The sequence below is a fragment of the Clostridium pasteurianum DSM 525 = ATCC 6013 genome (genome assembly GCF_000807255.1).
Lineage (GTDB): Bacteria > Bacillota > Clostridia > Clostridiales > Clostridiaceae > Clostridium_I > Clostridium_I pasteurianum.
The window spans coordinates 1,446,262-1,466,519 of record NZ_CP009268.1; the positions used below are offsets into that span (position 1 = coordinate 1,446,262).

At 30.3% G+C, this 20,258-nt stretch carries 16 protein-coding genes and 20 tRNA genes; 34 read left to right on the forward strand and 2 right to left on the reverse strand.

The genetic code is table 11. The annotated features are described in order from the left end of the window. The first annotated feature begins 114 nt into the window (after nucleotides 1–114). Nucleotides 115–1,755: a peptide ABC transporter substrate-binding protein gene (locus CLPA_RS06485; protein ID WP_003446285.1), complete on the forward strand. Its 1,641-nt coding sequence runs from the start codon at nucleotides 115–117 to the stop codon at nucleotides 1,753–1,755. Between the two features lie 150 nt (nucleotides 1,756–1,905). Here CLPA_RS06485 and CLPA_RS06490 read toward each other — a convergent pair whose 3' ends face one another. Then, on the reverse strand, nucleotides 1,906–3,477 hold the full coding sequence (locus CLPA_RS06490; RefSeq protein WP_003446286.1) for a hypothetical protein: 1,572 nt from the start codon (nucleotides 3,475–3,477) through the stop codon (nucleotides 1,906–1,908). Between the two features lie 88 nt (nucleotides 3,478–3,565). On the opposite strand from CLPA_RS06490, the gene CLPA_RS06495 reads away from it, so the two are divergent. The 24 genes from CLPA_RS06495 to CLPA_RS06610 all read left to right on the forward strand — a co-directional run bounded on the left by CLPA_RS06495 (nucleotide 3,566) and on the right by CLPA_RS06610 (nucleotide 8,672). Further along, a complete protein-coding gene (locus CLPA_RS06495; RefSeq protein ID WP_003446287.1) occupies nucleotides 3,566–4,546 on the forward strand; it encodes an AIR synthase family protein in 981 nt (326 codons plus the stop codon). Between the two features lie 35 nt (nucleotides 4,547–4,581). After that, nucleotides 4,582–5,331, forward strand: a complete 750-nt coding sequence (gene rph / locus CLPA_RS06500; protein ID WP_003446288.1) for a ribonuclease PH — start codon at nucleotides 4,582–4,584, stop codon at nucleotides 5,329–5,331. 3 nt (nucleotides 5,332–5,334) lie between these two features. Further along, nucleotides 5,335–5,955, forward strand: coding sequence for an XTP/dITP diphosphatase (locus tag CLPA_RS06505; protein ID WP_003446289.1), 621 nt, complete (start codon nucleotides 5,335–5,337; stop codon nucleotides 5,953–5,955). 170 nt (nucleotides 5,956–6,125) lie between these two features. Continuing rightward, nucleotides 6,126–6,593: a metallophosphoesterase gene (locus CLPA_RS06510; protein ID WP_003446290.1), complete on the forward strand. Its 468-nt coding sequence runs from the start codon at nucleotides 6,126–6,128 to the stop codon at nucleotides 6,591–6,593. A 101-nt stretch (nucleotides 6,594–6,694) separates the two neighbouring features. Then, nucleotides 6,695–6,770 (forward strand) — tRNA-Pro (locus tag CLPA_RS06515). Between the two features lie 4 nt (nucleotides 6,771–6,774). Further along, nucleotides 6,775–6,848, forward strand: a tRNA-Gly gene (locus CLPA_RS06520). A gap of 6 nt (nucleotides 6,849–6,854) precedes the next feature. Next, nucleotides 6,855–6,931 (forward strand) — tRNA-Arg (locus CLPA_RS06525). A gap of 13 nt (nucleotides 6,932–6,944) precedes the next feature. Next, nucleotides 6,945–7,020, forward strand: a tRNA-Lys gene (locus CLPA_RS06530). Between the two features lie 4 nt (nucleotides 7,021–7,024). Beyond that, nucleotides 7,025–7,100, forward strand: a tRNA-His gene (locus CLPA_RS06535). Between the two features lie 6 nt (nucleotides 7,101–7,106). Further along, nucleotides 7,107–7,181: transfer RNA gene (locus tag CLPA_RS06540), tRNA-Gln, on the forward strand. Nucleotides 7,182–7,195: 14 nt separating this feature from the next. Further along, nucleotides 7,196–7,271 (forward strand) — tRNA-Lys (locus CLPA_RS06545). Between the two features lie 5 nt (nucleotides 7,272–7,276). Beyond that, nucleotides 7,277–7,360: transfer RNA gene (locus tag CLPA_RS06550), tRNA-Leu, on the forward strand. A gap of 129 nt (nucleotides 7,361–7,489) precedes the next feature. Next, nucleotides 7,490–7,564: transfer RNA gene (locus tag CLPA_RS06555), tRNA-Gly, on the forward strand. Between the two features lie 6 nt (nucleotides 7,565–7,570). Next, nucleotides 7,571–7,644 (forward strand) — tRNA-Gly (locus CLPA_RS06560). Nucleotides 7,645–7,650: 6 nt separating this feature from the next. Further along, nucleotides 7,651–7,727 (forward strand) — tRNA-Arg (locus CLPA_RS06565). A 4-nt stretch (nucleotides 7,728–7,731) separates the two neighbouring features. Continuing rightward, a tRNA-His gene (locus CLPA_RS06570) sits at nucleotides 7,732–7,807 on the forward strand. A 6-nt stretch (nucleotides 7,808–7,813) separates the two neighbouring features. After that, nucleotides 7,814–7,888, forward strand: a tRNA-Gln gene (locus CLPA_RS06575). Between the two features lie 14 nt (nucleotides 7,889–7,902). After that, nucleotides 7,903–7,978 (forward strand) — tRNA-Lys (locus CLPA_RS06580). 5 nt (nucleotides 7,979–7,983) lie between these two features. Continuing rightward, nucleotides 7,984–8,067: transfer RNA gene (locus CLPA_RS06585), tRNA-Leu, on the forward strand. A 65-nt stretch (nucleotides 8,068–8,132) separates the two neighbouring features. Continuing rightward, nucleotides 8,133–8,207, forward strand: a tRNA-Gly gene (locus CLPA_RS06590). Between the two features lie 68 nt (nucleotides 8,208–8,275). After that, a tRNA-Lys gene (locus CLPA_RS06595) sits at nucleotides 8,276–8,351 on the forward strand. A 16-nt stretch (nucleotides 8,352–8,367) separates the two neighbouring features. Beyond that, a tRNA-Pro gene (locus tag CLPA_RS06600) sits at nucleotides 8,368–8,443 on the forward strand. A gap of 4 nt (nucleotides 8,444–8,447) precedes the next feature. After that, nucleotides 8,448–8,521: transfer RNA gene (locus CLPA_RS06605), tRNA-Gly, on the forward strand. Between the two features lie 74 nt (nucleotides 8,522–8,595). Continuing rightward, nucleotides 8,596–8,672 (forward strand) — tRNA-Arg (locus tag CLPA_RS06610). 143 nt (nucleotides 8,673–8,815) lie between these two features. Here CLPA_RS06610 and CLPA_RS06615 read toward each other — a convergent pair. Further along, entirely contained in the window at nucleotides 8,816–9,394 is a 579-nt protein-coding gene (locus tag CLPA_RS06615; protein WP_003446291.1) for a Uma2 family endonuclease, read from the reverse strand. 550 nt (nucleotides 9,395–9,944) lie between these two features. Between CLPA_RS06615 and CLPA_RS06620 the strand changes: the two genes are divergently transcribed. From CLPA_RS06620 to feoB, 9 genes are all read left to right on the forward strand, one after another. Continuing rightward, nucleotides 9,945–10,226 carry a hypothetical protein gene (locus tag CLPA_RS06620; protein WP_003446293.1) on the forward strand — a complete coding sequence of 94 codons (282 nt, stop codon included), beginning with the start codon at nucleotides 9,945–9,947 and terminating at the stop codon, nucleotides 10,224–10,226. 432 nt (nucleotides 10,227–10,658) lie between these two features. Then, nucleotides 10,659–11,084: a DUF1523 family protein gene (locus CLPA_RS06625; RefSeq protein ID WP_003446294.1), complete on the forward strand. Its 426-nt coding sequence runs from the start codon at nucleotides 10,659–10,661 to the stop codon at nucleotides 11,082–11,084. Between the two features lie 187 nt (nucleotides 11,085–11,271). After that, a complete protein-coding gene (ablB, locus tag CLPA_RS06630; protein ID WP_003446295.1) occupies nucleotides 11,272–12,120 on the forward strand; it encodes a putative beta-lysine N-acetyltransferase in 849 nt (282 codons plus the stop codon). A 272-nt stretch (nucleotides 12,121–12,392) separates the two neighbouring features. Continuing rightward, nucleotides 12,393–13,238 carry an undecaprenyl-diphosphate phosphatase gene (locus CLPA_RS06635; RefSeq protein WP_003446296.1) on the forward strand — a complete coding sequence of 282 codons (846 nt, stop codon included), beginning with the start codon at nucleotides 12,393–12,395 and terminating at the stop codon, nucleotides 13,236–13,238. Between the two features lie 50 nt (nucleotides 13,239–13,288). Then, nucleotides 13,289–13,855 carry a CDP-alcohol phosphatidyltransferase family protein gene (locus tag CLPA_RS06640; protein WP_003446297.1) on the forward strand — a complete coding sequence of 189 codons (567 nt, stop codon included), beginning with the start codon at nucleotides 13,289–13,291 and terminating at the stop codon, nucleotides 13,853–13,855. Between the two features lie 673 nt (nucleotides 13,856–14,528). After that, a complete protein-coding gene (locus tag CLPA_RS06645; RefSeq protein ID WP_003446298.1) occupies nucleotides 14,529–15,509 on the forward strand; it encodes a D-isomer specific 2-hydroxyacid dehydrogenase family protein in 981 nt (326 codons plus the stop codon). A gap of 229 nt (nucleotides 15,510–15,738) precedes the next feature. Further along, a complete protein-coding gene (locus tag CLPA_RS06650) occupies nucleotides 15,739–16,671 on the forward strand; it encodes a peptidoglycan-binding protein (RefSeq protein ID WP_003446299.1) in 933 nt (310 codons plus the stop codon). A 230-nt stretch (nucleotides 16,672–16,901) separates the two neighbouring features. Beyond that, nucleotides 16,902–17,123: a FeoA family protein gene (locus CLPA_RS06655; protein WP_003446306.1), complete on the forward strand. Its 222-nt coding sequence runs from the start codon at nucleotides 16,902–16,904 to the stop codon at nucleotides 17,121–17,123. A 46-nt stretch (nucleotides 17,124–17,169) separates the two neighbouring features. Next, the gene (gene feoB, locus CLPA_RS06660; RefSeq protein ID WP_003446311.1) at nucleotides 17,170–19,284 is read left to right on the forward strand and encodes a ferrous iron transport protein B; all 2,115 of its coding nucleotides are present in this window, start codon (nucleotides 17,170–17,172) and stop codon (nucleotides 19,282–19,284) included. Nucleotides 19,285–20,258 lie beyond the last annotated feature (974 nt).

The following is a 20,258-nucleotide window of genomic DNA, read 5'->3' on the forward strand; positions in this document are numbered from 1 at the left end:
ATGTTAATAATCATTAATATGATATGTTTTAGTTATGAATTTCACCTGAATTAAGAGCTTGCTTCAAATGTGCTATTAAATCAATTAAAAATATGTTTATAAGGGTACGTGTGTATGAAAATTTTAAAGAGATATTTAAGTATAATTTTGATTATCATCATAATTTCAATAATATTTTCTGGATGTGTAGAAAAAAAAGAGGATATAAATACAATTAATCAAAATAATAGATATTTAATGTACGATATAGGAAGTTTGCCAGAGGATTTAAGCAAGACAGATATGGATGTTTTAAGAGTTAGAGATATTGAGAGAGTGTTATTTCAAGGATTAGTATATGAAAAGGAAAATAGCAAGGATGGTATAGGTTATGCACTAGCAAAAAGCTGTGATATTTCAAAGGATGGACTTGTATATACCTTTGCATTAAAAGATAATATAAAATGGAATGATGGCAGCCCTATTACAGCTCAGGACTTTGTAGATTTTTTTAAAGATATATTGTCACAGGATTATGATAGTGTATACAGGTATGAGCTCAAATGTATTTATGGAGTTTCGGATTTTATAGATCATAATAAGGACTTTTCAGCAGTTGCCATTACGGCACCGAAAGATAATATACTTCAAATAAGATTGAACTATCCAAGTCCACATTTTTTACAATTATTAACTCAGCCTATGTATGGTCTTAGAAAAATTGATAGTAATATTATAAATTGGAAAAAGAATTATAAATATATAAAGTATTCAGGAGCCTTTTTCATTAAAAATATAGAAGGCAATGGTAATATACTTTTAAATAAAAATAAGAATTATGTATTTAAGAGTGACGTTAAAAGTAATCAGATTGTACTGACTACAAATAAAAATGGAAGTGCATATTCCTTGGCTGATTTTGAAACTTATAACAATTTGGATATATTCTTGAATCCACCTTCAACAGAGGTAGATAGATTAAAATCTAAAGGAGAAGCTGCTATTTTTCCAAAGCTTTCGGTTAAAGGATTATTTTTTAATTTTAATAGCAATACTGCAGTTTCAAATTATAATTTTAGAAAAGCCGTGCAGTTATCTATGGATAGAAATGAATTAATAGATAATGTAGTAGGGGATTATGGGGAAGCTTTGACATCATATTTACCTAGAGAAATGAACTCTTCACCAATAGATAACAGTAAAGTTGATAATTACAATAAAAGTGAAGCCTTAAAATATTTTAAAGAGAGCAATTATAATAAAAATAATGTAATAAGATTTGTATATGTGGATAATGATACCAATAAAAAAGTATGCGAGAATATTATTAAGATGATAAATTATACTATATCTAATGAAGGAAGTAACAGTGATACGGGAGCAATAGGTAATGTGAAATTTCAACTTAAAGGTTATAGCTTAAAGGATATAAATGAAGTTATAAAGAATAATAATTATGATATGTATTTAGGTGATTACAATATAAATTATAATAATATTATGTCCTTTCTAGAAATATGGAAGTCTAATTCTCCTTATAATATATATGGATTTAAAGATATTGCCTATGATGATCTAATATATACTGGAAATGTTGCTGAAGACTTAAATAAAAAATATGAGGTATATAATAAATGTATAGAGGAATTAAAAAATAGAATACCTGTAATTCCTCTATATTCTAAAAATACTATAGCATGTTCTAAAACCTCTGTACAGAGCTTAAATTTAAATGAATTTGGGAATGTGTTAATAGAAAAGCTTCAGGAAAAATAGATTAATAAGTAATAAAAGAGCTGCGTTACACTGCATTTTTATGCAATACAGCGTAGCCTCTTTTATATAATAAGTGAATATTGTCTAAATTTTTTATTAGTTTTATTAGAGATATCTATGTTATGAAAATAGGATACTCAAAAGATTATACTAAGAAGTTTTTAAATTAGAATTATTTTCCTTTGGCATATTGTTGTTCTTAGTATGCTTATTTTTATTGTTTTTGTTATGATGAGAATTGTTATTTTCATTAAATTTAACATATTGTTTATTAGAATTTTTAGAAGATGTTTTAGAACTATATTTAATGGATTCTTCTTTAGATGATCTAACTGAAGCTATTTTATAAGTAGGTTTAAAAAGATATATAAATAAAAAGAATAAAAACATGTTTTGATTACTGTAAAAGCTATTTTTAGATTTAGTAAAGGTATTCTTTTTTTTATTATAAGTTATAGATTTTAAAAATACAGGGGCTGTTTCTGAGGTTTCCGGTGTTGGTATAGTAGGCATTTTAAAGTTCTGTTCATTCAACAAATCTTCGGAATTAAGAGAAAAATTTTTATATCTTTCAGGATTGCCTAAACTAGGAACATCAGGCCAGCTGTTAATAATTCCAGATTCAATAATTTGACGTTTAAATATGTTAGAAATAATATTATCATTTTCATCCTCAGCAGAAGATACTAATGTACTTACAACATACAATAGTATTTCTTCAGAACTATAGTTTGTTTCCTTTTTATCTTTATCTTTTACAAATATATGATTTTCAGAATTATATGTTTGCTTAAGCCTTTCCAAAATTTCTCTAACATTCTTTTTGTAATTAAAAAATCCGGTATGTTTATATATAAGTGATGAGTTTATACAGCATAGACATTGTATATTTATGTCTGGAGTTTCTTCCTCATCCTCTGCTTTAGATTCTAGTTTTTCTAATACATAATCATATAAATCCAGAAGAAGAGCTAGAGAACTTTTATTACGAGAGTAATCATAAAATACATTTAAAGCTAAACAAACCTTTAAAATTTCTTCTGAAGATAAATTATATATATCCCCTTTGTATCCCTCAAGCATATTTAATATATCTAATGAAAAATTCTTAAATTGGATGGAATCTTTATCATTAGAAAGCTGAGAACAGCTGTAAAAAGCAGACATTAATAATGCTTGATCTGAAAAATTGAATTTAGAAGACTTTTCTTCAAGTTTTAATTCAGAATCAGATGAATCAGATATATCTTTTTTATCTACAAAAACACCCTCAAAATTTCTAAGATTGGTTGCATAGAATTCCAATTGTTTTCTTCCAAGCTCTGTGTATATAGAGCCTAAATTCGATTTATCTGAATGAATAGTTTCAAGGCCTCTATAATATTTAGATAATTCAAGTATAGATAATGTCATAAAGGCATTGCTGGATATGGGTATTTCTCTCTTAAATTTGTCTTCCATCCATCTTGCTTTGTTATCGGAAAATTCCAGTTCACAATCTCCTTTTTTATATACACATAAAAGTGGAGAAAATGAATTAAATGTGCTAATATCATTATTGGGAATAATTTTGTGCCTAAATTCTTTAGTATAAGTTGAGATACCAAATTTAGAATAAAACACAATTATTTTTTCACTTTCTTTAGCAAGGTGAAACAATTGATTTTTTATATTTTCTTTATTTAAAGAATTAATTTTTAAAAATGGTCCTATATATCTCAAAATAAACACCGCCTAAAAGTAATCCTATATAGCATTATATGAAATACTGATTATGATTGTGTATATTTTTTTAGAAAGGAAGATTTTTATGAAGGTTGGAAAGCTGGATTCTTATGAATTGCAGAAGATAATCGATAACAATAGAGGAATAAAGAGAGAAGACGTAAGAATTAGAGGGGGCATTGGTGAAGATTGCAGTGTTATAGAATTTGGAGACTTTGAATGTGTAGTATCTACAGATCCCATAACTGGAGCGGAAAAGGGACTTGGGAAACTTGCAGTACACATTAATTGTAATGATATTGCTTCTGCTGGAGTTGAACCTCTAGGAATACTTGTAACTATAATGGCTCCAGAAAGTTCAACACTTATAGATATAAAGAATGTTATGGAGGAAATAAGTGAAGAGTGCAAAAAACTAAATTTAGAGATACTAGGGGGACATACAGAAGTAACTAGTGCTGTAAATAGAATGATAGTATCCTGTACAGTTTTAGGAAAGGGAAGGAAAAATTCTTCTGTATCTACAGCTGATGCAAAGCCTGGAGATGATATAATTATCACTAAAAAACTTGGAATGGAAGGTACTTTTATAGCTGTAAGTCATAAAGAAGATGAATTAATAAATATACTTACAGAGGAAGAAATAAAAGAGGCTAGAGGTTATATAGAAAGTATAAGTGTAGTAGATGAGGGAAGAATTTGCGGAAGAGCTGGAGTCAACAGTATGCATGACATAACAGAAGGTGGAGTTTTAGGAGCACTTTGGGAAGTGTCTAAAGCCAGTAATTGTGGCTTTAAAATTTGTTATGATTTTATGCCTATAAGTGAAGTAACCAGAAAAGTGTGCAAGAAATTTAATATAGATCCTTTAAGATTTATATCTTCAGGAAGTATGCTTGTAACTTGTAAAGATGGAAATAAATTGGTGGATTTATTGAAGAAAAACAACATAGAATCTGTAATAATTGGCAATATTACTGAGGATAAAAATATCATTATAAAAGATGGAAAAGAGGAAGAAGTTGATCCTCCAGATAGTGATGAATTATTTAAAATAATGAAATAACAGATTAATTGACAACTGATATTGTGGAGGTTTTTATGCGTTTTGACGGAAGGAAATTTGATCAAATAAGACCAGTTAATATAGTAAGAAACTATACTAAATATGCTGATGGATCAGTATATATTGAGGTAGGAGATACTAAGGTTATATGTAATGTTTCTATTGAGGAAAAGGTACCTTTGTTTTTAAGAGGTAAAGGAGAAGGATGGATTACCTGTGAGTACAGTATGCTGCCAAGGGCAACTCAAATTCGTAAAATGAGAGATATAACTAAGGGGAAAATAGATGGAAGAACTGTGGAGATACAGAGGCTTATAGGGCGAACTTTAAGGTCTGTGGTGGATCTTAAGGCTCTTGGAGAAAAGACACTTTGGGTTGATTGTGATGTTATTCAGGCAGATGGAGGTACTAGAACTACAGCTATTACAGGGGCTTTTATAGCTATAGTAGAAGCGATTAATAAATTACATAAAAAAAAGGATTTTAAGATTTATCCTATAAGAAAATATTTAAGTGCTGTAAGTGTTGGAATAGTAAACAATGAAAAACTTTTAGATTTGTGTTATGAAGAAGATTCCAATGCTCAGGTAGATATGAATATCATAATGACTGATGATGGACAGTTCGTGGAGATACAGGGGACTGGAGAGCAGAATCCCTTTTCAAGAAAAGATATGAATGAATTAATTGATTTAGCTGAAATTGGTGTAAAGAAAATGATTCAAATACAAAAACGAAGTTTAAAAAACGATGCACTTTGGATTGGAACAGGAGGGGAAATATAAAATATGAATAAACTTATAGTTGCAAGCAATAATCAAGGTAAAATAAAAGAAATAAAAGAAATTCTTAAGAACTTTCAATTAGAAGTATTTTCATTAAAAGATCTCCAGATAGATATTGATGTAGTAGAAGATGGCAGCACTTTTATGGAAAATGCCTATAAAAAAGCTAAAGAAATATATAATATTACTAAAGGTTATATGGTACTTGCGGATGATTCAGGGCTCATGGTAGATGCTTTAAATGGAGCTCCTGGAGTATTATCCGCAAGATTTTCAGGAGAACATGGAAATGATGAAAAGAACAATGAAAAATTAATTAGTATGTTAAAGGGAAAAGGTAAAGGAGATAGAAAGGCAAGATTTGTATGTGCCTTAGTACTTATCATGGATAATTATGAAGAAATTAAGGTACAGGAGCAGGTAGAGGGGATTATACTTGAAGATAGGAGGGGAAAAGATGGATTTGGATATGATCCATTGTTTTACATACCTGAAATAAAAAAAACTTTTGCCGAAATGACTAGCAGCGAAAAAAATAGTATAAGTCATAGAGGAAGAGCATTAAATCAGTTGAAGCAAGTTCTTAATTCAGGTGGGTATTCTTTTACGCCATCTGAATTTTAGAACTACAAATGCATGGTTTACTTGGCGTCGAACTCCCACTTGAAGAAAAGCAGAGAACCAAAATCTTTTTTTGATTTTGTGTGAGGGCTGTACAGAGTGCGTGGGAGACTTACGCCAAGTTAGTCAGGTGAAAATATAAATTAAAAAATCAGTTATAAAAGGAGTTCTTTATGTTAATAGGAGTATTAAGCGATACACATAGAATAAATGGATATATAAAAGAGGCCTGTAAGTATACAAAAGATTGTGATATTATAATGCATTTAGGAGATAATGTAGAGGATGTAGGGGAAATAAAACAGTATTACAAAGGCAAAATAATAAATGTAAGCGGTAATTGTGACTATACTGATGTACCTAGTGAAAAAATTGAAATAATAGAAGGGAAAAAGTTTTTTTTGACACATGGACATAGGTATAATGTAAAAAGCAGTTTAATGAATCTTAAATATAAGGCCTTGGAAACAGGAGCAGATATCGTCTTATTCGGGCATACTCATATAGCTATATCTGCTGAAGAGGATGGTATATTGTTTATTAATCCTGGAAGTGTTTCCATGCCGAGAAATGGCAAGAATAGCATAGCATTTATAGAGATTGTTGATGGAAATATAAAGTATAATATAAAAAACTTATAAAAAAAAATGAAAAAACTCTTGACGAATACTTCATCTTAGTGTAGAATAATTTTTGTCGTCAAGCGGTGACATGATAAATTTACTAAAATACATTAGCTTATCGGGGTGTGGCGCAGATGGGAGCGCGCGTGGTTTGGGACCATGAGGTCGCAGGTTCAATCCCTGTCACCCCGACCACCAAGCGGGTGTAACTCAATGGTAGAGTGCCAGCCTTCCAAGCTGGTTACGAGGGTTCGATTCCCTTCACCCGCTCCAAAAGATGCGTCTTTAGCTCAGCTGGATAGAGCAACGCCCTTCTAAGGCGTGGGCCAGGGGTTCGAATCCCTTAAGACGCACCATTAAAAAGAAAATGCGCTTTTAGCTCAGTTGGTAGAGCACCTGACTCTTAATCAGGGTGCCCAGGGTTCGAGTCCCTGAAGGCGCACCATATGGTGAATATAGTTCAGTTGGTAGAGCGCCAGTTTGTGGTACTGGTTGTCAAGGGTTCGAGTCCCTTTATTCACCCCATAATCTTGGGATGTCGTCAAGCGGTAAGACACAGCACTTTGACTGCTGCATTCGTAGGTTCGAATCCTGCCATCCCAGCCAATTTAATTAAATATGGTTTACTAGCTCAGTTGGTAGAGCACATGACTTTTAATCATGTTGTCCGGGGTTCGATTCCCCGGTAAGCCACCAATGATGCAGGTGTGGCGGAATTGGCAGACGCACTAGACTTAGGATCTAGCGCCTACGGCATGGGGGTTCGACTCCCTTCACCTGCACCAATTTTAGTTGGTATATATTAATAATTATATTATGAAGAAGTTTATTTATTACACAATAATTTAAATTATTAAGTATTTAGTTAGAAAATTATTTGGATTTATGATTTAAGTAATCTTATTAGTTTGTAAGCGGGAGTGGCTCAGTGGTAGAGCGTCACCTTGCCAAGGTGAACGTCGCGAGTTCGAATCTCGTCTTCCGCTCCAATATATGCGGGTGTAACTCAATGGTAGAGTGCCAGCCTTCCAAGCTGGTTACGAGGGTTCGATTCCCTTCACCCGCTCCAAAAGATGCGTCTTTAGCTCAGCTGGATAGAGCAACGCCCTTCTAAGGCGTGGGCCAGGGGTTCGAATCCCTTAAGACGCACCATATGGTGAATATAGTTCAGTTGGTAGAGCGCCAGTTTGTGGTACTGGTTGTCAAGGGTTCGAGTCCCTTTATTCACCCCATAATCTTGGGATGTCGTCAAGCGGTAAGACACAGCACTTTGACTGCTGCATTCGTAGGTTCGAATCCTGCCATCCCAGCCAATTTAATTAAATATGGTTTACTAGCTCAGTTGGTAGAGCACATGACTTTTAATCATGTTGTCCGGGGTTCGATTCCCCGGTAAGCCACCAATGATGCAGGTGTGGCGGAATTGGCAGACGCACTAGACTTAGGATCTAGCGCCTACGGCATGGGGGTTCGACTCCCTTCACCTGCACCAATTTTAGTTGGTATACATTGTTAATAACTATGATTGATTTTAGATTCTAGTGAAGTTTATCATAAGCGGGAGTGGCTCAGTGGTAGAGCGTCACCTTGCCAAGGTGAACGTCGCGAGTTCGAATCTCGTCTTCCGCTCCATAATTAAGTTTTTGTATGAAGTTTGGACATGAATTAATCATATTGAATTTTTGCTTGATAAATAAAATGCGTTTTTAGCTCAGTTGGTAGAGCACCTGACTCTTAATCAGGGTGCCCAGGGTTCGAGTCCCTGAAGACGCACCAATTTAATTTTAAATATCGGGGTGTGGCGCAGATGGGAGCGCGCGTGGTTTGGGACCATGAGGTCGCAGGTTCAATCCCTGTCACCCCGACCACCAAGCGGGTGTAACTCAATGGTAGAGTGCCAGCCTTCCAAGCTGGTTACGAGGGTTCGATTCCCTTCACCCGCTCCAAATAAAACTATTTGATTAAAAAAGCTCTTACTTTAAACTCTTGTTTTTAAGTTTGAGTTTTATTTTTATTTTATGCACCCATAGCTCAGTTGGATAGAGTTGCAGACTTCGAATCTGAAGGTCGAGGGTTCGACTCCCCCTGGGTGCACCACTAAAGCCTTACAAATACTAAGTTTGTGAGGCTTTTAATTTTGCCACCATGTAATCATATAAATCATTTAATATTTCAAAATACTCATTAGTACTGAATATTCTTTCTCTCTAAGTGTGATATTATAAATATTTGTTTAGTAACTACAAATTCAAGCTATTAAAATCAATTTCTAAATTATCATATATGTTTACTTTTATTTTATCTTTGAATGTATAGCTGTCAGGAGCTGCATATTTATTGTTTTCATCAAGAGTGTAAGCAAATATAGTTTCCTTCATAGGGTTTATTATCCAGTATTCACGTACTTTAAATTCCTCATACAGGCTCAATTTCCTTACATAATCATTAGATGGGTTGAATGGTGACACCACTTCTATAATCATGTCAGGAGAACCAGTACAGCCCTTATCTGTTAGCTTGTTTTTATCACATATCACTGATATATCAGGCTGAACAATATTTTTGCTATTAGACAATTCTTCATCATCATTTTTTAATATTACATCAAAGGGAGCAGGATATACCTCACAATCTCCTTTATTAGTTTTGATATAATTTCCTATTTCAATTAATAATTGTGATATGATTTTCTGGTGGATTCTTGATGGAGCAGCAGCCATATTGTATATGTGGCCGTCTATAATTTCTATTCTTTCACCTTCAGGGTATTTCATATAGTCCGTGTAAGTATAGGTTTTATTTTTTGCGGCATTATCCATAGTGGTTAGCTCCTTTCTTATTTTTTTTATATTTTACCCAATGTTCAAATTAAACTTCCATATATTAATATTATCTCTTATTCTTTCTCTATGCAAGAATAAGAGAATAATGGGTCAGCAACTATTAAACATGCTAAAGTTTTAGAAATAGTATCAATTGTAAGTTTAAAATAAAGTTTAATCGTTTGGAACAAAGATTGATCATTTGTAATAAAGTTTAATCAGAATTAAGGATTAAACTCCTTGTAAATGGCTTAACTTCGTAATAAATATGAGTTTTGCTCAAACTTTATTACAAAAACTTGTCATAAATTGCTTATTAAAATGATACTTTTGATTAAACTTTGTTTCAAAAATTAATTTTCAAATTAACGGTTTTAAGCTATTTCTAAAGTATATTTTGATCAAACTTTTTTACAAACCCACATCAATTAAAATGCTTGTTCAAATATAAGATAATGTAAAATATTGTTGTAGAAATTTGATGAACAAAAATTAAAGGATATTACTTTTATTTATGGTAAAATTATGTAGAAAGGAGATGGCTTACATGATTAACAAACAAGATATAAAAATAGCTATAATAGCAAGTGGAAGCAAAATTAGCAAAGAAGATTTAATTAAAAAAGTAAATAGTTTGGATGAGAATACTAAGCATATGATTTACTTAAAATTAAAGGATATGCTAACAGAAAAAATATATAAATTGATTAATGAATTGTCATTGATACCTAAAGAAGTTAGTAGAATTGCTAGTAATCTTAAAATAGATTCTGCAGTTATATATTATGTTTATATGGAAAAATTAAATAATAATAAAAGCCATAAATAAAAAAGAACCCTTAACAGAGATTATTTTAAAAGGTATGTGTTATATCTGTAAAAAAAGTATGTATAAATTAATACATACTTTCTTGAAGAGTTTATTAATTGCAAAATACAATACTATTATAGTGTAAATGATTTCTTGATTCAATACTACTCTATAAATTTAAAAATATATTGGATAATATAAATTAGATTAAATAATATTTACAATAATTAAGATGTTATTTAACAATCATATGTTAATATGATTGTGTTAGAATAAACTTCCCTTCTTATTAGTAAACTTATTTTTTACGCCAGTTAAATACTGGTGTTTTTTGTTGAATAATACTAATAAGATAAGTGGAATTTAATAAAAAATATCTCCTTCAATACTAATTTTAATAAAAAAAGAATAAAAATAAATTAGAGTAGTTTTAGTATTTAAGGAGAGTCTATGATAAAAAATAAATTTTATAGGTACAGATTTAATAATAGGTATAGATTAGCTCGCAGGAGTAAAATTCCTAATTTTAGGATATCTAAATTTAAACTTATAATATTAGGAATTTGCATAATTATCATGTTAAATACAATTCTATTTTTTCCTCACTTTTTTAGAAGTACTTATATAGTAACTATTGCCAATAAACAGATAAAAACAGTTGATGATAAAAAGATATATTTAATTTATACTCAAATGGAAAATGGAGATACCAGGGTATTTAAAAATACTAACAGTTTATTGGAATTTAAATTTGACTCTGAAGATATATATGGGGGACTCAGAATTAATAGAACCTATGAGATTAAGGCTTATGGGTTTAGAATACCTTTAACGGAAAAATATGAAAATATTGTAAAAATAAAAGGCGTAAAATAAAATTTTACACTCTTTATTTTCTGCATTTCATTAAAGGATTAATACTATCAACAAAACTTGAAATGATCGCAATAATTATCTAACTCCAAAGTGAAAAAATTATTATAGTTACTTGCTATCCTATAAAAGAATAAATAAAGTAAAAACTGCAAATATTTAAGGTATTAAAGTAAATAGGGGTGATTATATGCTTTTAGAAGTACCTAAAATTAAAAAAATCCAATTTGATGGAGGAAGTGCAAAGATTAAGCTAGATGAATTTAATCAAAAGATTAAAATTGTAAACTTTGAAGGTGATGTTAAAAGATTATTAAAGGAATTAATGATACTTTCAGATGAGAATAAAGTAGGAAAAATATTTTACGTTGCACCTAAAGAAAGAATTAAGGAGTTCAAAGATGAAGGATTTATAATGGAAGCAAAAGTTTACAATTTTTTAAAGGGTAAACCAGGATATTTTTTATCTAAATTCGTTACAGATAAGAGAAAAATGAGTATAGTTATTCCAGAAGAAGAAGAAGTTTTAATAATATCAAGGGAATATTCAGATGAAAATTATAAATATGATAAATACAACAAATATTTAATAAGAAATGCAGGTAAAGAAGATGCAGAGCAGTTGGCTAAACTTTATGATAGTGTATTTGAAACTTATCCATCACCTATGAATAATTCTGATTATATTAAATTTGTAATGGATAATGATGTTTTTTTTAAAGTAGCAATTTATGAAAATAGGATTGTAAGTGCTGCATCGGCAGATATGGATCCCATTAATTTAAATGTTGAAATGACTGATTGTGCCACGGATAAGTTACATAGAGGTAAAGGATTAGTGGGAAGATTAATTTTTGAACTGGAAAAAGAATTAAAGCATAAAGAATATAAAGTACTCTATAGTATGGCAAGATCTATTTCTACAGGTATGAATATTGTTTTTTCTAAACATGATTATGAGTATAGCGGGAGGCTTGTAAACCATTGTCATATATGCGGCAGCTTTGAGGATATGAATATTTGGGTAAAAGTATTATGATTTTATATAGTAATGAAGATACTTTATATTTAGTTTATTAATGAATATAGGTAACAATCAGGAGAATTTCAAGTGCTTCTTCTGATTGTATATAAAAAATACTATTTGAAAATATTAGCTTTTAAAACAATATATAAGCTGATTATAAAAAATCAATATGATATAATTATATAGGTTGCAACTGAGATTATTTATTTTAATGAAATATATAATTTCATTTTTAATATAATCTATTGTAACATATATAAAATAAAGTAAGAAAAGGTGATTAAATGGAAGGAATATTACTAATATTTAAATCTGTAATATTAGGTATTGTAGAGGGAGTAACGGAGTTTTTGCCAGTGTCATCTACAGGACATTTGGTGATTTTTCAAAACCTAATAGGATTTGGTGGGACAAGCACTAGTTATGTAGATATGTATACATATGTAATACAATTAGGAGCTATATTAGCTGTAATTATACTTTATTGGAAAAGGATAAAGGATACTTTAGTAAACTTTTCTCCTAAAAAAGTAGGTTATGAAAAGTCAGGTTTTAAGTTTTGGTTTATGATATTTATTGCATGTATACCAGGTGGAATCTTAGGAGTATTATTTGATGATTTAGCAGAAAAGTATTTATTTGCACCAATTCCTGTAGCTATAACTTTGTTTGTAGGAGCTATACTTATGATATTAGCAGAAAATAAATTTAGAAATAATACTTCAAAGGGAAAAGAATTAAATGTAACTATAAAACAGGCATTTATAATTGGAGTATTTCAATGTTTAGCAATAATTCCAGGAATGTCTCGTTCTGCATCTACTATTATAGGGGGATGGATATCTGGTCTTTCTACTGTTGCTGCAGCTGAATTTTCATTTTTTTTAGCAATACCGGTTATGGTTGGAATGAGTATTTTAAAAATTATAAAAATTGGAGGATTATTTACATTAACATCACAGGAAACAGTGGCGCTTGCAGTTGGATTTGTGGTTTCTTTTATAGTAGCATTAATAGTAATTGACAAATTTATTGCATATTTAAAGAAGAGACCTATGAGAATATTTGCAGTGTATAGAATAATATTTGCTATTGTAGTTCTAATAGCTGGGTTTTCAGGAATATTTTAAAATTATATATTAATAACTAATGAAGAATCAAGCTCAGGGGGAGATATTTAATGAAAATAAAATTAAAAGATATCTTTAATATTCCTAATGTCTTATGTTATATTAGATTAGCTTTAATACCAGTATTTATATTCACTTATATACATTCATCAGATCCTAAAGATTACTATTTTTCTGCCCTAATTATATTAATTTCAGGCATTACGGATTTTGCAGATGGATTTATTGCAAGAAAATATCATATGATAACTGAGCTTGGTAAGTTAATAGATCCAGTTGCAGATAAATTGACACAGGCAGCTGTTGTCTTAGTACTTATGTTTCAATTTAAGGGTATGGTTATTCTAACAATTATTTTATTGATAAAGGAATTATTTATGTTTTTCTGTGGATTAATGCTTTTGAAGAGAAATAAAAAGCTAGATGGTGCCAAATGGTTTGGAAAGGTCTCTACAGCAGTTTTTTATAGCATTATGTTTGTATTAATTGCTGTGCCTACACTACCCTTAATGGTTATAGATTTCTTTATGGTAGTAATAGGATTCTTCCTTATTCTCTCATTTATTTTGTATGCATCTTTATTTATTAAAATGTTTAGTGAAAGCAAGGCTTCTTAATGTTATGGATATTATGATATGTAATGTGTAGAATAAATTACATTACATATGCATAATGATACTATAAATAAATCATATATAGTAATATAACATTTAACCATATAATTCTAATAAATTTCCATTTAAATTATAAAATAATTACTTTAAAATAGTATATATATGAAAAGCTTTTCTATCCGGATAAGGTAAATGAAACAAGAAATGAGGAGAAATATAAAATGTAAGAATGTTAGAAAATAAAAAATTAACTTCTGATGAATTAACACGAATTGATGAAATATTAAATAAATAAAAGAGGTTGTCTCAAAAAAATAAATATTCATTACAATCAAAAATGACTGATCTAACTATAAAAAATTAAAATTTAATAGATATTTACAACAAGTATAATAACTAAAAAGCTGTCTCACAGTGCAGATATATGCATTGCTGAGATAGTCTATTTTTGTTATAAACAAAATAATACGACAGTAATTTCCTAATAAAATTGAAAAAAATGAGAATTATACTATAATTATATTTAAGAGAATATAATTATAAATATAGAATTTTCATATATAAATTTAGGCTTTAAAGTAAAACCTTTAAAAGCCTTGTATCTTAAATAAAGTTTAATTAAAAAATTGTATATCTTACCTATTAAGTTAAAAACATAATAAAGGAGTTAAAAATAATGAAGATTTTAGCATACAGTCATAGATCAGATGAAACTCAATATTTTAAAGAATTTAGTAAGAAATATAAAGTAGAGGTTGAACTATGTGAAGAAGAGCCTACTATGGAGACTGCAGATTTGGCAAAAGGATTCCAATGTATAAGTATTATAACTACTGAAATTTCTAGTGAATTATTGAAAAAGTTTTATCAGATTGGTGTAAAATTTATATCCACTAGAACAATTGGATATGATCATATTGATATTAAAGAGTCTAAGAAGCTGGGGATTCATGTAGGTAATGTAACTTATTCACCAAGCAGTGTAGCAGATTATACCCTTATGATGGTGCTTATGGCAACACGAAAAATGAAAGCTATAATGGAATACAGTAGTGTACAGGATTATAGTTTAAAGGGCATTCAGGGAAAAGAACTACATAATCTAACTGTAGGAGTTATAGGTACAGGCAGGATTGGTCAAACGGTTATTAAACGCCTTAGTGGGTTTGATTGTAAAATAATAGCCTATGATTTGTATGAAAATGAAAAAATAAAGCAGTATGCAGAATATGTTGCTTTGGATGAGCTTTTCAAAGATAGTGATATAATTACAATGCATGTGCCTGCTACAGAAGATAATTATCATCTAATTAATAAAAATTCTATAGGTAATATGAAAAAGGGAGTATTCATAATTAATACAGCCCGTGGTTCTCTTATAAATACTGAAGATTTAATTGATGGTATTGAACAGAAAAAAATCGGTGGTGCATCTTTAGATGTAATTGAACATGAAACAAATCTCTATTACAATGATCTGAAATGTGAGATATTAGATAATAGACAATTAGCTATTTTAAAATCCTATCCTAATGTGATTGTAACACCTCATACTGCCTTTTACACTGATCAGGCTGTAAGTGATATGGTAGAAAATTCTATTTTAAGTTGTATTTTATTTATGGAAGGTAAGAAAAATCCTTGGGAAGTGATTTGATATATTTGAATTAAGGAAAATATTGTGTATTTGTCAAAATGTAATTTAATTATATAATATTAGTAGTACTGATTTATTGTATCTGCAATTATGAATTTAAAACTCATATAGGAATATAAAATTAGTAAATTTTATTAAATTATAATAAAAAATAGACAAATTTATATAGTTCTGAATATAATAAAGTATCATATAAATGTATATGAAATCCTTGGAAAGGATGAGTTATATGAAGGGAATAGATATTTACAGCGGAACTATTATAACAGACTGGAATGCTATTAAAGCAGACGGAGTTGAGGTCGTTTATATAAAAGCTACAGAAGGCTTAACCTATGTAAATCCACTTATGGACAGTCATTATAGAAATGCCAAAGATGTAGGATTAAAGGTGGGATTTTATCATTTTGCACGAAGAAATGATCCCACTAGAGAATATAATCACTTTATTAACACCATAAGTAAATATCATCAGGATTTGAGGCCTGTATTAGACTATGAAGAAAGTAATCCTGACTTTAATTTTATAAAAATATTTATGAATCAAAATGAAAGTCTTTTGTTTTATTCTAATCATAATATAGCAGATAGAAGCAGCATCTCCAAAAATAGAATATGGATTGCAGAGCCTAATACAAGACCCTCTAATACTAATGGATATGCTGGTATCCAATATAGCTGGAATGGCAGGGTAAATGGCATTCAGGGAAATGCAGATATCAATATATTCAGCAGGAATATATTGATGAATAATGAGAATTCCAGTAACCAGTTAACGGTAAATGAAAATAATAGAGTTAAGATAATACAAATGCAATTAAATAAGGTCTTAAAAAAAGGATTAGATGTTGATGGAAGCAATGGTTCTAAAACTAGCGCTGCTATAAAAGAATTTCAAGGTGCCATGGGACTTTTACAAGATGGCATATGGGGTCCAATGACAGTACAAGCTATAGAGGAAATATATGCAAGACCTACTGTTGGAATTAATTATTTCAGTTATATATACGCAACTAGATATATACAGTGGAGAGCTGGCGGTACAGTGGATGGTATTTTTGGAAATGAAACTAAAAGTAATGTTGAAAAGTGGCAGAAGAATCATGGGTTGGTTGTAGATGGAATTGTAGGTGCTGAAACCTGGAAAAAGCTTCTTGATTGAAAAAGCATGGTTATTAGTTATTAGGAAAGCTGTCTGACAATGTGTATGCATTGTCAGACAGCTTTTTTAGTTTTATAGCTTTGAAAATAATAGTTTCAAGCATTTTACTGTGAAAAAATTATGAACACTTAATTATTTATCGGCATAATCTATTATTAGATAAAAGTTAGTTTAAGGAAACTCTATTAAGTTTAACTAACTATGAAGATTTACAAAGGGGTGAAAAATTTATGAGAAAACTAAGTAATACTGATATTGGAGAATTTGTAACAGTACACAGTATTGATTCAAAAGGATTATTAAGGGAAAGAATGCTGGCATTAGGTCTTACAAAAGGTGCTTTAGTGGAAGTTGTTCATAGAGGACCATCAGGGGATCCTACTGTATATGATATTAGAGGGGCTATGATTGCACTTAGAAAAGAAGAAGCATGTCTTATAGAAGTTTCTTAAAGACATTTTAATAAAATAGTACTTATCAATAATTTGGAGGTTTGAAATGGGTCTTACTTGTCATTCAACAGGACTGGAAGTTTTAACAGAAATGTATGAAGTGGATAAAAGAGAAGATCAACAGATTTTTGCATTGGCAGGAAACCCTAATACGGGTAAGAGTACAGTTTTTAATGCTTTGACGGGATTAAGGCAGCATACAGGTAACTGGCCTGGAAAGACAGTAACAAATGCAAGAGGAGAATTTAAAGTAAAAGATAGGGAATATATACTTGTGGATTTGCCAGGGACTTATTCTCTATTTTCTTCTTCTGTAGAAGAAGAAGTTGCCAGAGATTTTATTTGTTTTGGAAATTCCAATGCTACAATTGTTGTTACTGATGCTACTTGTCTTGAAAGAAATTTAAATCTAGTATATCAGGTTATGGAACTTACAGATAAAGTTATTTTGTGTATCAATCTTATTGATGAAGCGAAACGAAAGAAAATAACTGTTGATGGTAAAAAAATAGAAGATAAACTGGGAATTCCAGTAGTACTTACTGCTGCCAGAAGCGGTGTTGGAATAGAAGAATTAAAAGAAACTATAGCTAAAGTTACTTCAGGTGAGTTGCAGCCCACACCTAAAAAGATAATTTATCAGGAATATATAGAAAAAATGATACAGAAACTTAGCTCTGTAATAGAGGAAAAAATAAAAAATTTAAATACTAGATGGCTTTCTTTAAGACTCATAGATGGGGATGAAGGCATTAGAAAGACAATAATTAACAAACTTAAAAAGGAAGATGCAGATATTATATTGAAGACAGTGGAAGAAGTAAAAGGTAAATATGATAAGAAGGATATTAGAGATGATATTACTTATACAATATATAAAAGTGCAGAAGAAATAAAAAATGAATGTGTTCATGAAAATAAAATAATTAACAGAGATAGAGTAATAGATAAGTATATTACTTCAAGAATTTTTGGTATACCGCTTATGATAGCAATACTTGCATCGGTATTGTGGTTAACTATAGCTGGTGCCAATGTACCTTCAGATATGCTGGCAAGGGGATTATTTGCCATTGAAGATAAATTGACGCTTTTATTTACACAGCTTAATGCCCCTAAGTGGCTTCATGGGGTATTGATTCTTGGACTATATAAGACTATGGCTTGGGTAATTTCTGTAATGCTGCCGCCTATGGCAATATTCTTTCCTTTGTTTACTATTTTAGAAGATTTAGGGTATTTACCAAGAGTAGCATTAAATCTTGATCATCTATTTAAAAAAGCTTGTGCCCATGGAAAACAATGTCTTAGTATGTGTATGGGACTTGGATGTAATTCTGCCGGTGTTATAGGCTGCAGGATTATTGAATCCCCAAGAGAAAGACTTATAGCTATACTTACAAATAACTTTATTCCTTGTAATGGAAGATTTCCAACGATTATTGCCATTTCATCAGTTTTTCTCATTGCAAAGGGAGGCGGTGGCTTAAGTATACTTCCTGCATTAGCGGTTACAGGAATAGTTGTCCTTGGAGTAATAATGACTTTATTTATTTCACGTTTGTTGTCTAAAACTGTACTAAAAGGGTACCCATCAAGTTTTACATTAGAACTTCCACCTTATAGGATGCCGCAAATAGGAAGAGTAATATATACTTCAATTATAGACAGAACCATATTTGTGCTGGCAAGGGCTGTACTTATAGCTGCTCCAGCAGGAGTAATAACTTGGATTTTAGCTAATGTATATATAGGAAATTTAAGTGTTTTAGATCATGTAGTGACCTTTATAGACCCTTTTGCAAGATTTATAGGACTTGATGGTTATATACTCATGGCCTTTGTACTTGGAATACCAGCAAATGAAATAGTAATTCCTATACTTATTATGGCATATCTTTCTACAGGAACCATGGTGGATTTTCAAAGTATTGATTCACTTAGAGATATACTTCTTTCTCACGGATGGACCTATCTTACAGCTTTAAATGTATTGCTTTTTTCTCTGCTACATTGGCCTTGTGCTACTACACTATTGACTATAAGAAAAGAAACTGGAAGCATTAAATGGACGTTGTTTGCTGCAGCTATGCCTACGGGGATTGCCATAGTGGTATGTTTTATTACTACATCTATAGCTAGGATACTTGGATTATACTAGTAATTGTTTCAAATAATCAATTGATTAATTTTCTTACTAGTGGGAAAGGACGAAGCAAACGTCAAAGTGCAAAGTTCAAAGAACAAATATCAGATTTAGAAAAGTGATAGGAGTAAAGTTACCTATTAAGTTAAGAGTTAAGAGTTGAAAGTTGAGAGTGATGGATATTTTTCTTCCGTTACACTACAGAAAAATTTAGAATTAATAAATACAAACTTAAAAAAGGAGATTGGTTTATAAAAGGTTTTTGGGCGGTTAGCCCGGTGGTTTAGCAGTGATATTACATTAATATGATGAATCTACGTTGACTGAGTATTAGCATTTAGATAGTTGTTTTTATAGTCCGAAGGACTATAGGATTAATACCTACAATTTTGTATAGTTAAAAATATTTATTTGGTGGCTACTAGACTCGATTTTTCAATCATATTAAGTATAGAAAATATCGATGTTTAGATAGTTATTTGAAAGCTAAGAGCTGTAATACTTCATTTCTAACAAGGTGAAGATAACAGCTGCAACTTCTTCATGTAATTCATCTAAACTTATATTGTATATAGCTCTTGTTAAGGGGTATTTTATTAATAACATGGTCCTACGGACAGGTCAACAGAATTAACGAATGTTTAGTTATATTTTGAAAAATTTTATTACCTAAGTTAGTTGGCACAGCCGACCTACCGGTCTAAAAACCTATATTGCCATTTAAAATGTTAAATTATTAGTTCTAAAGCTTTTTTCGCAGTACAGCGAAGAAAAAGCATCAGTAACTCTTAATTCTTAATTTTTAACTCTTAACTAATTGTGAATTTTGTTGTAAAAGACAAAATCACCTTATTTGTTTTTTGGACTTTGATATTTGAACTTTTTTAAACTCTCCACTTTCCACTATCCACTTTCAACTGAGAAAAGGATTGTTTCGTCCTTTTCTCCTAGTATGAAAGTTAATTACATACTAAAATAATGTAATTAAC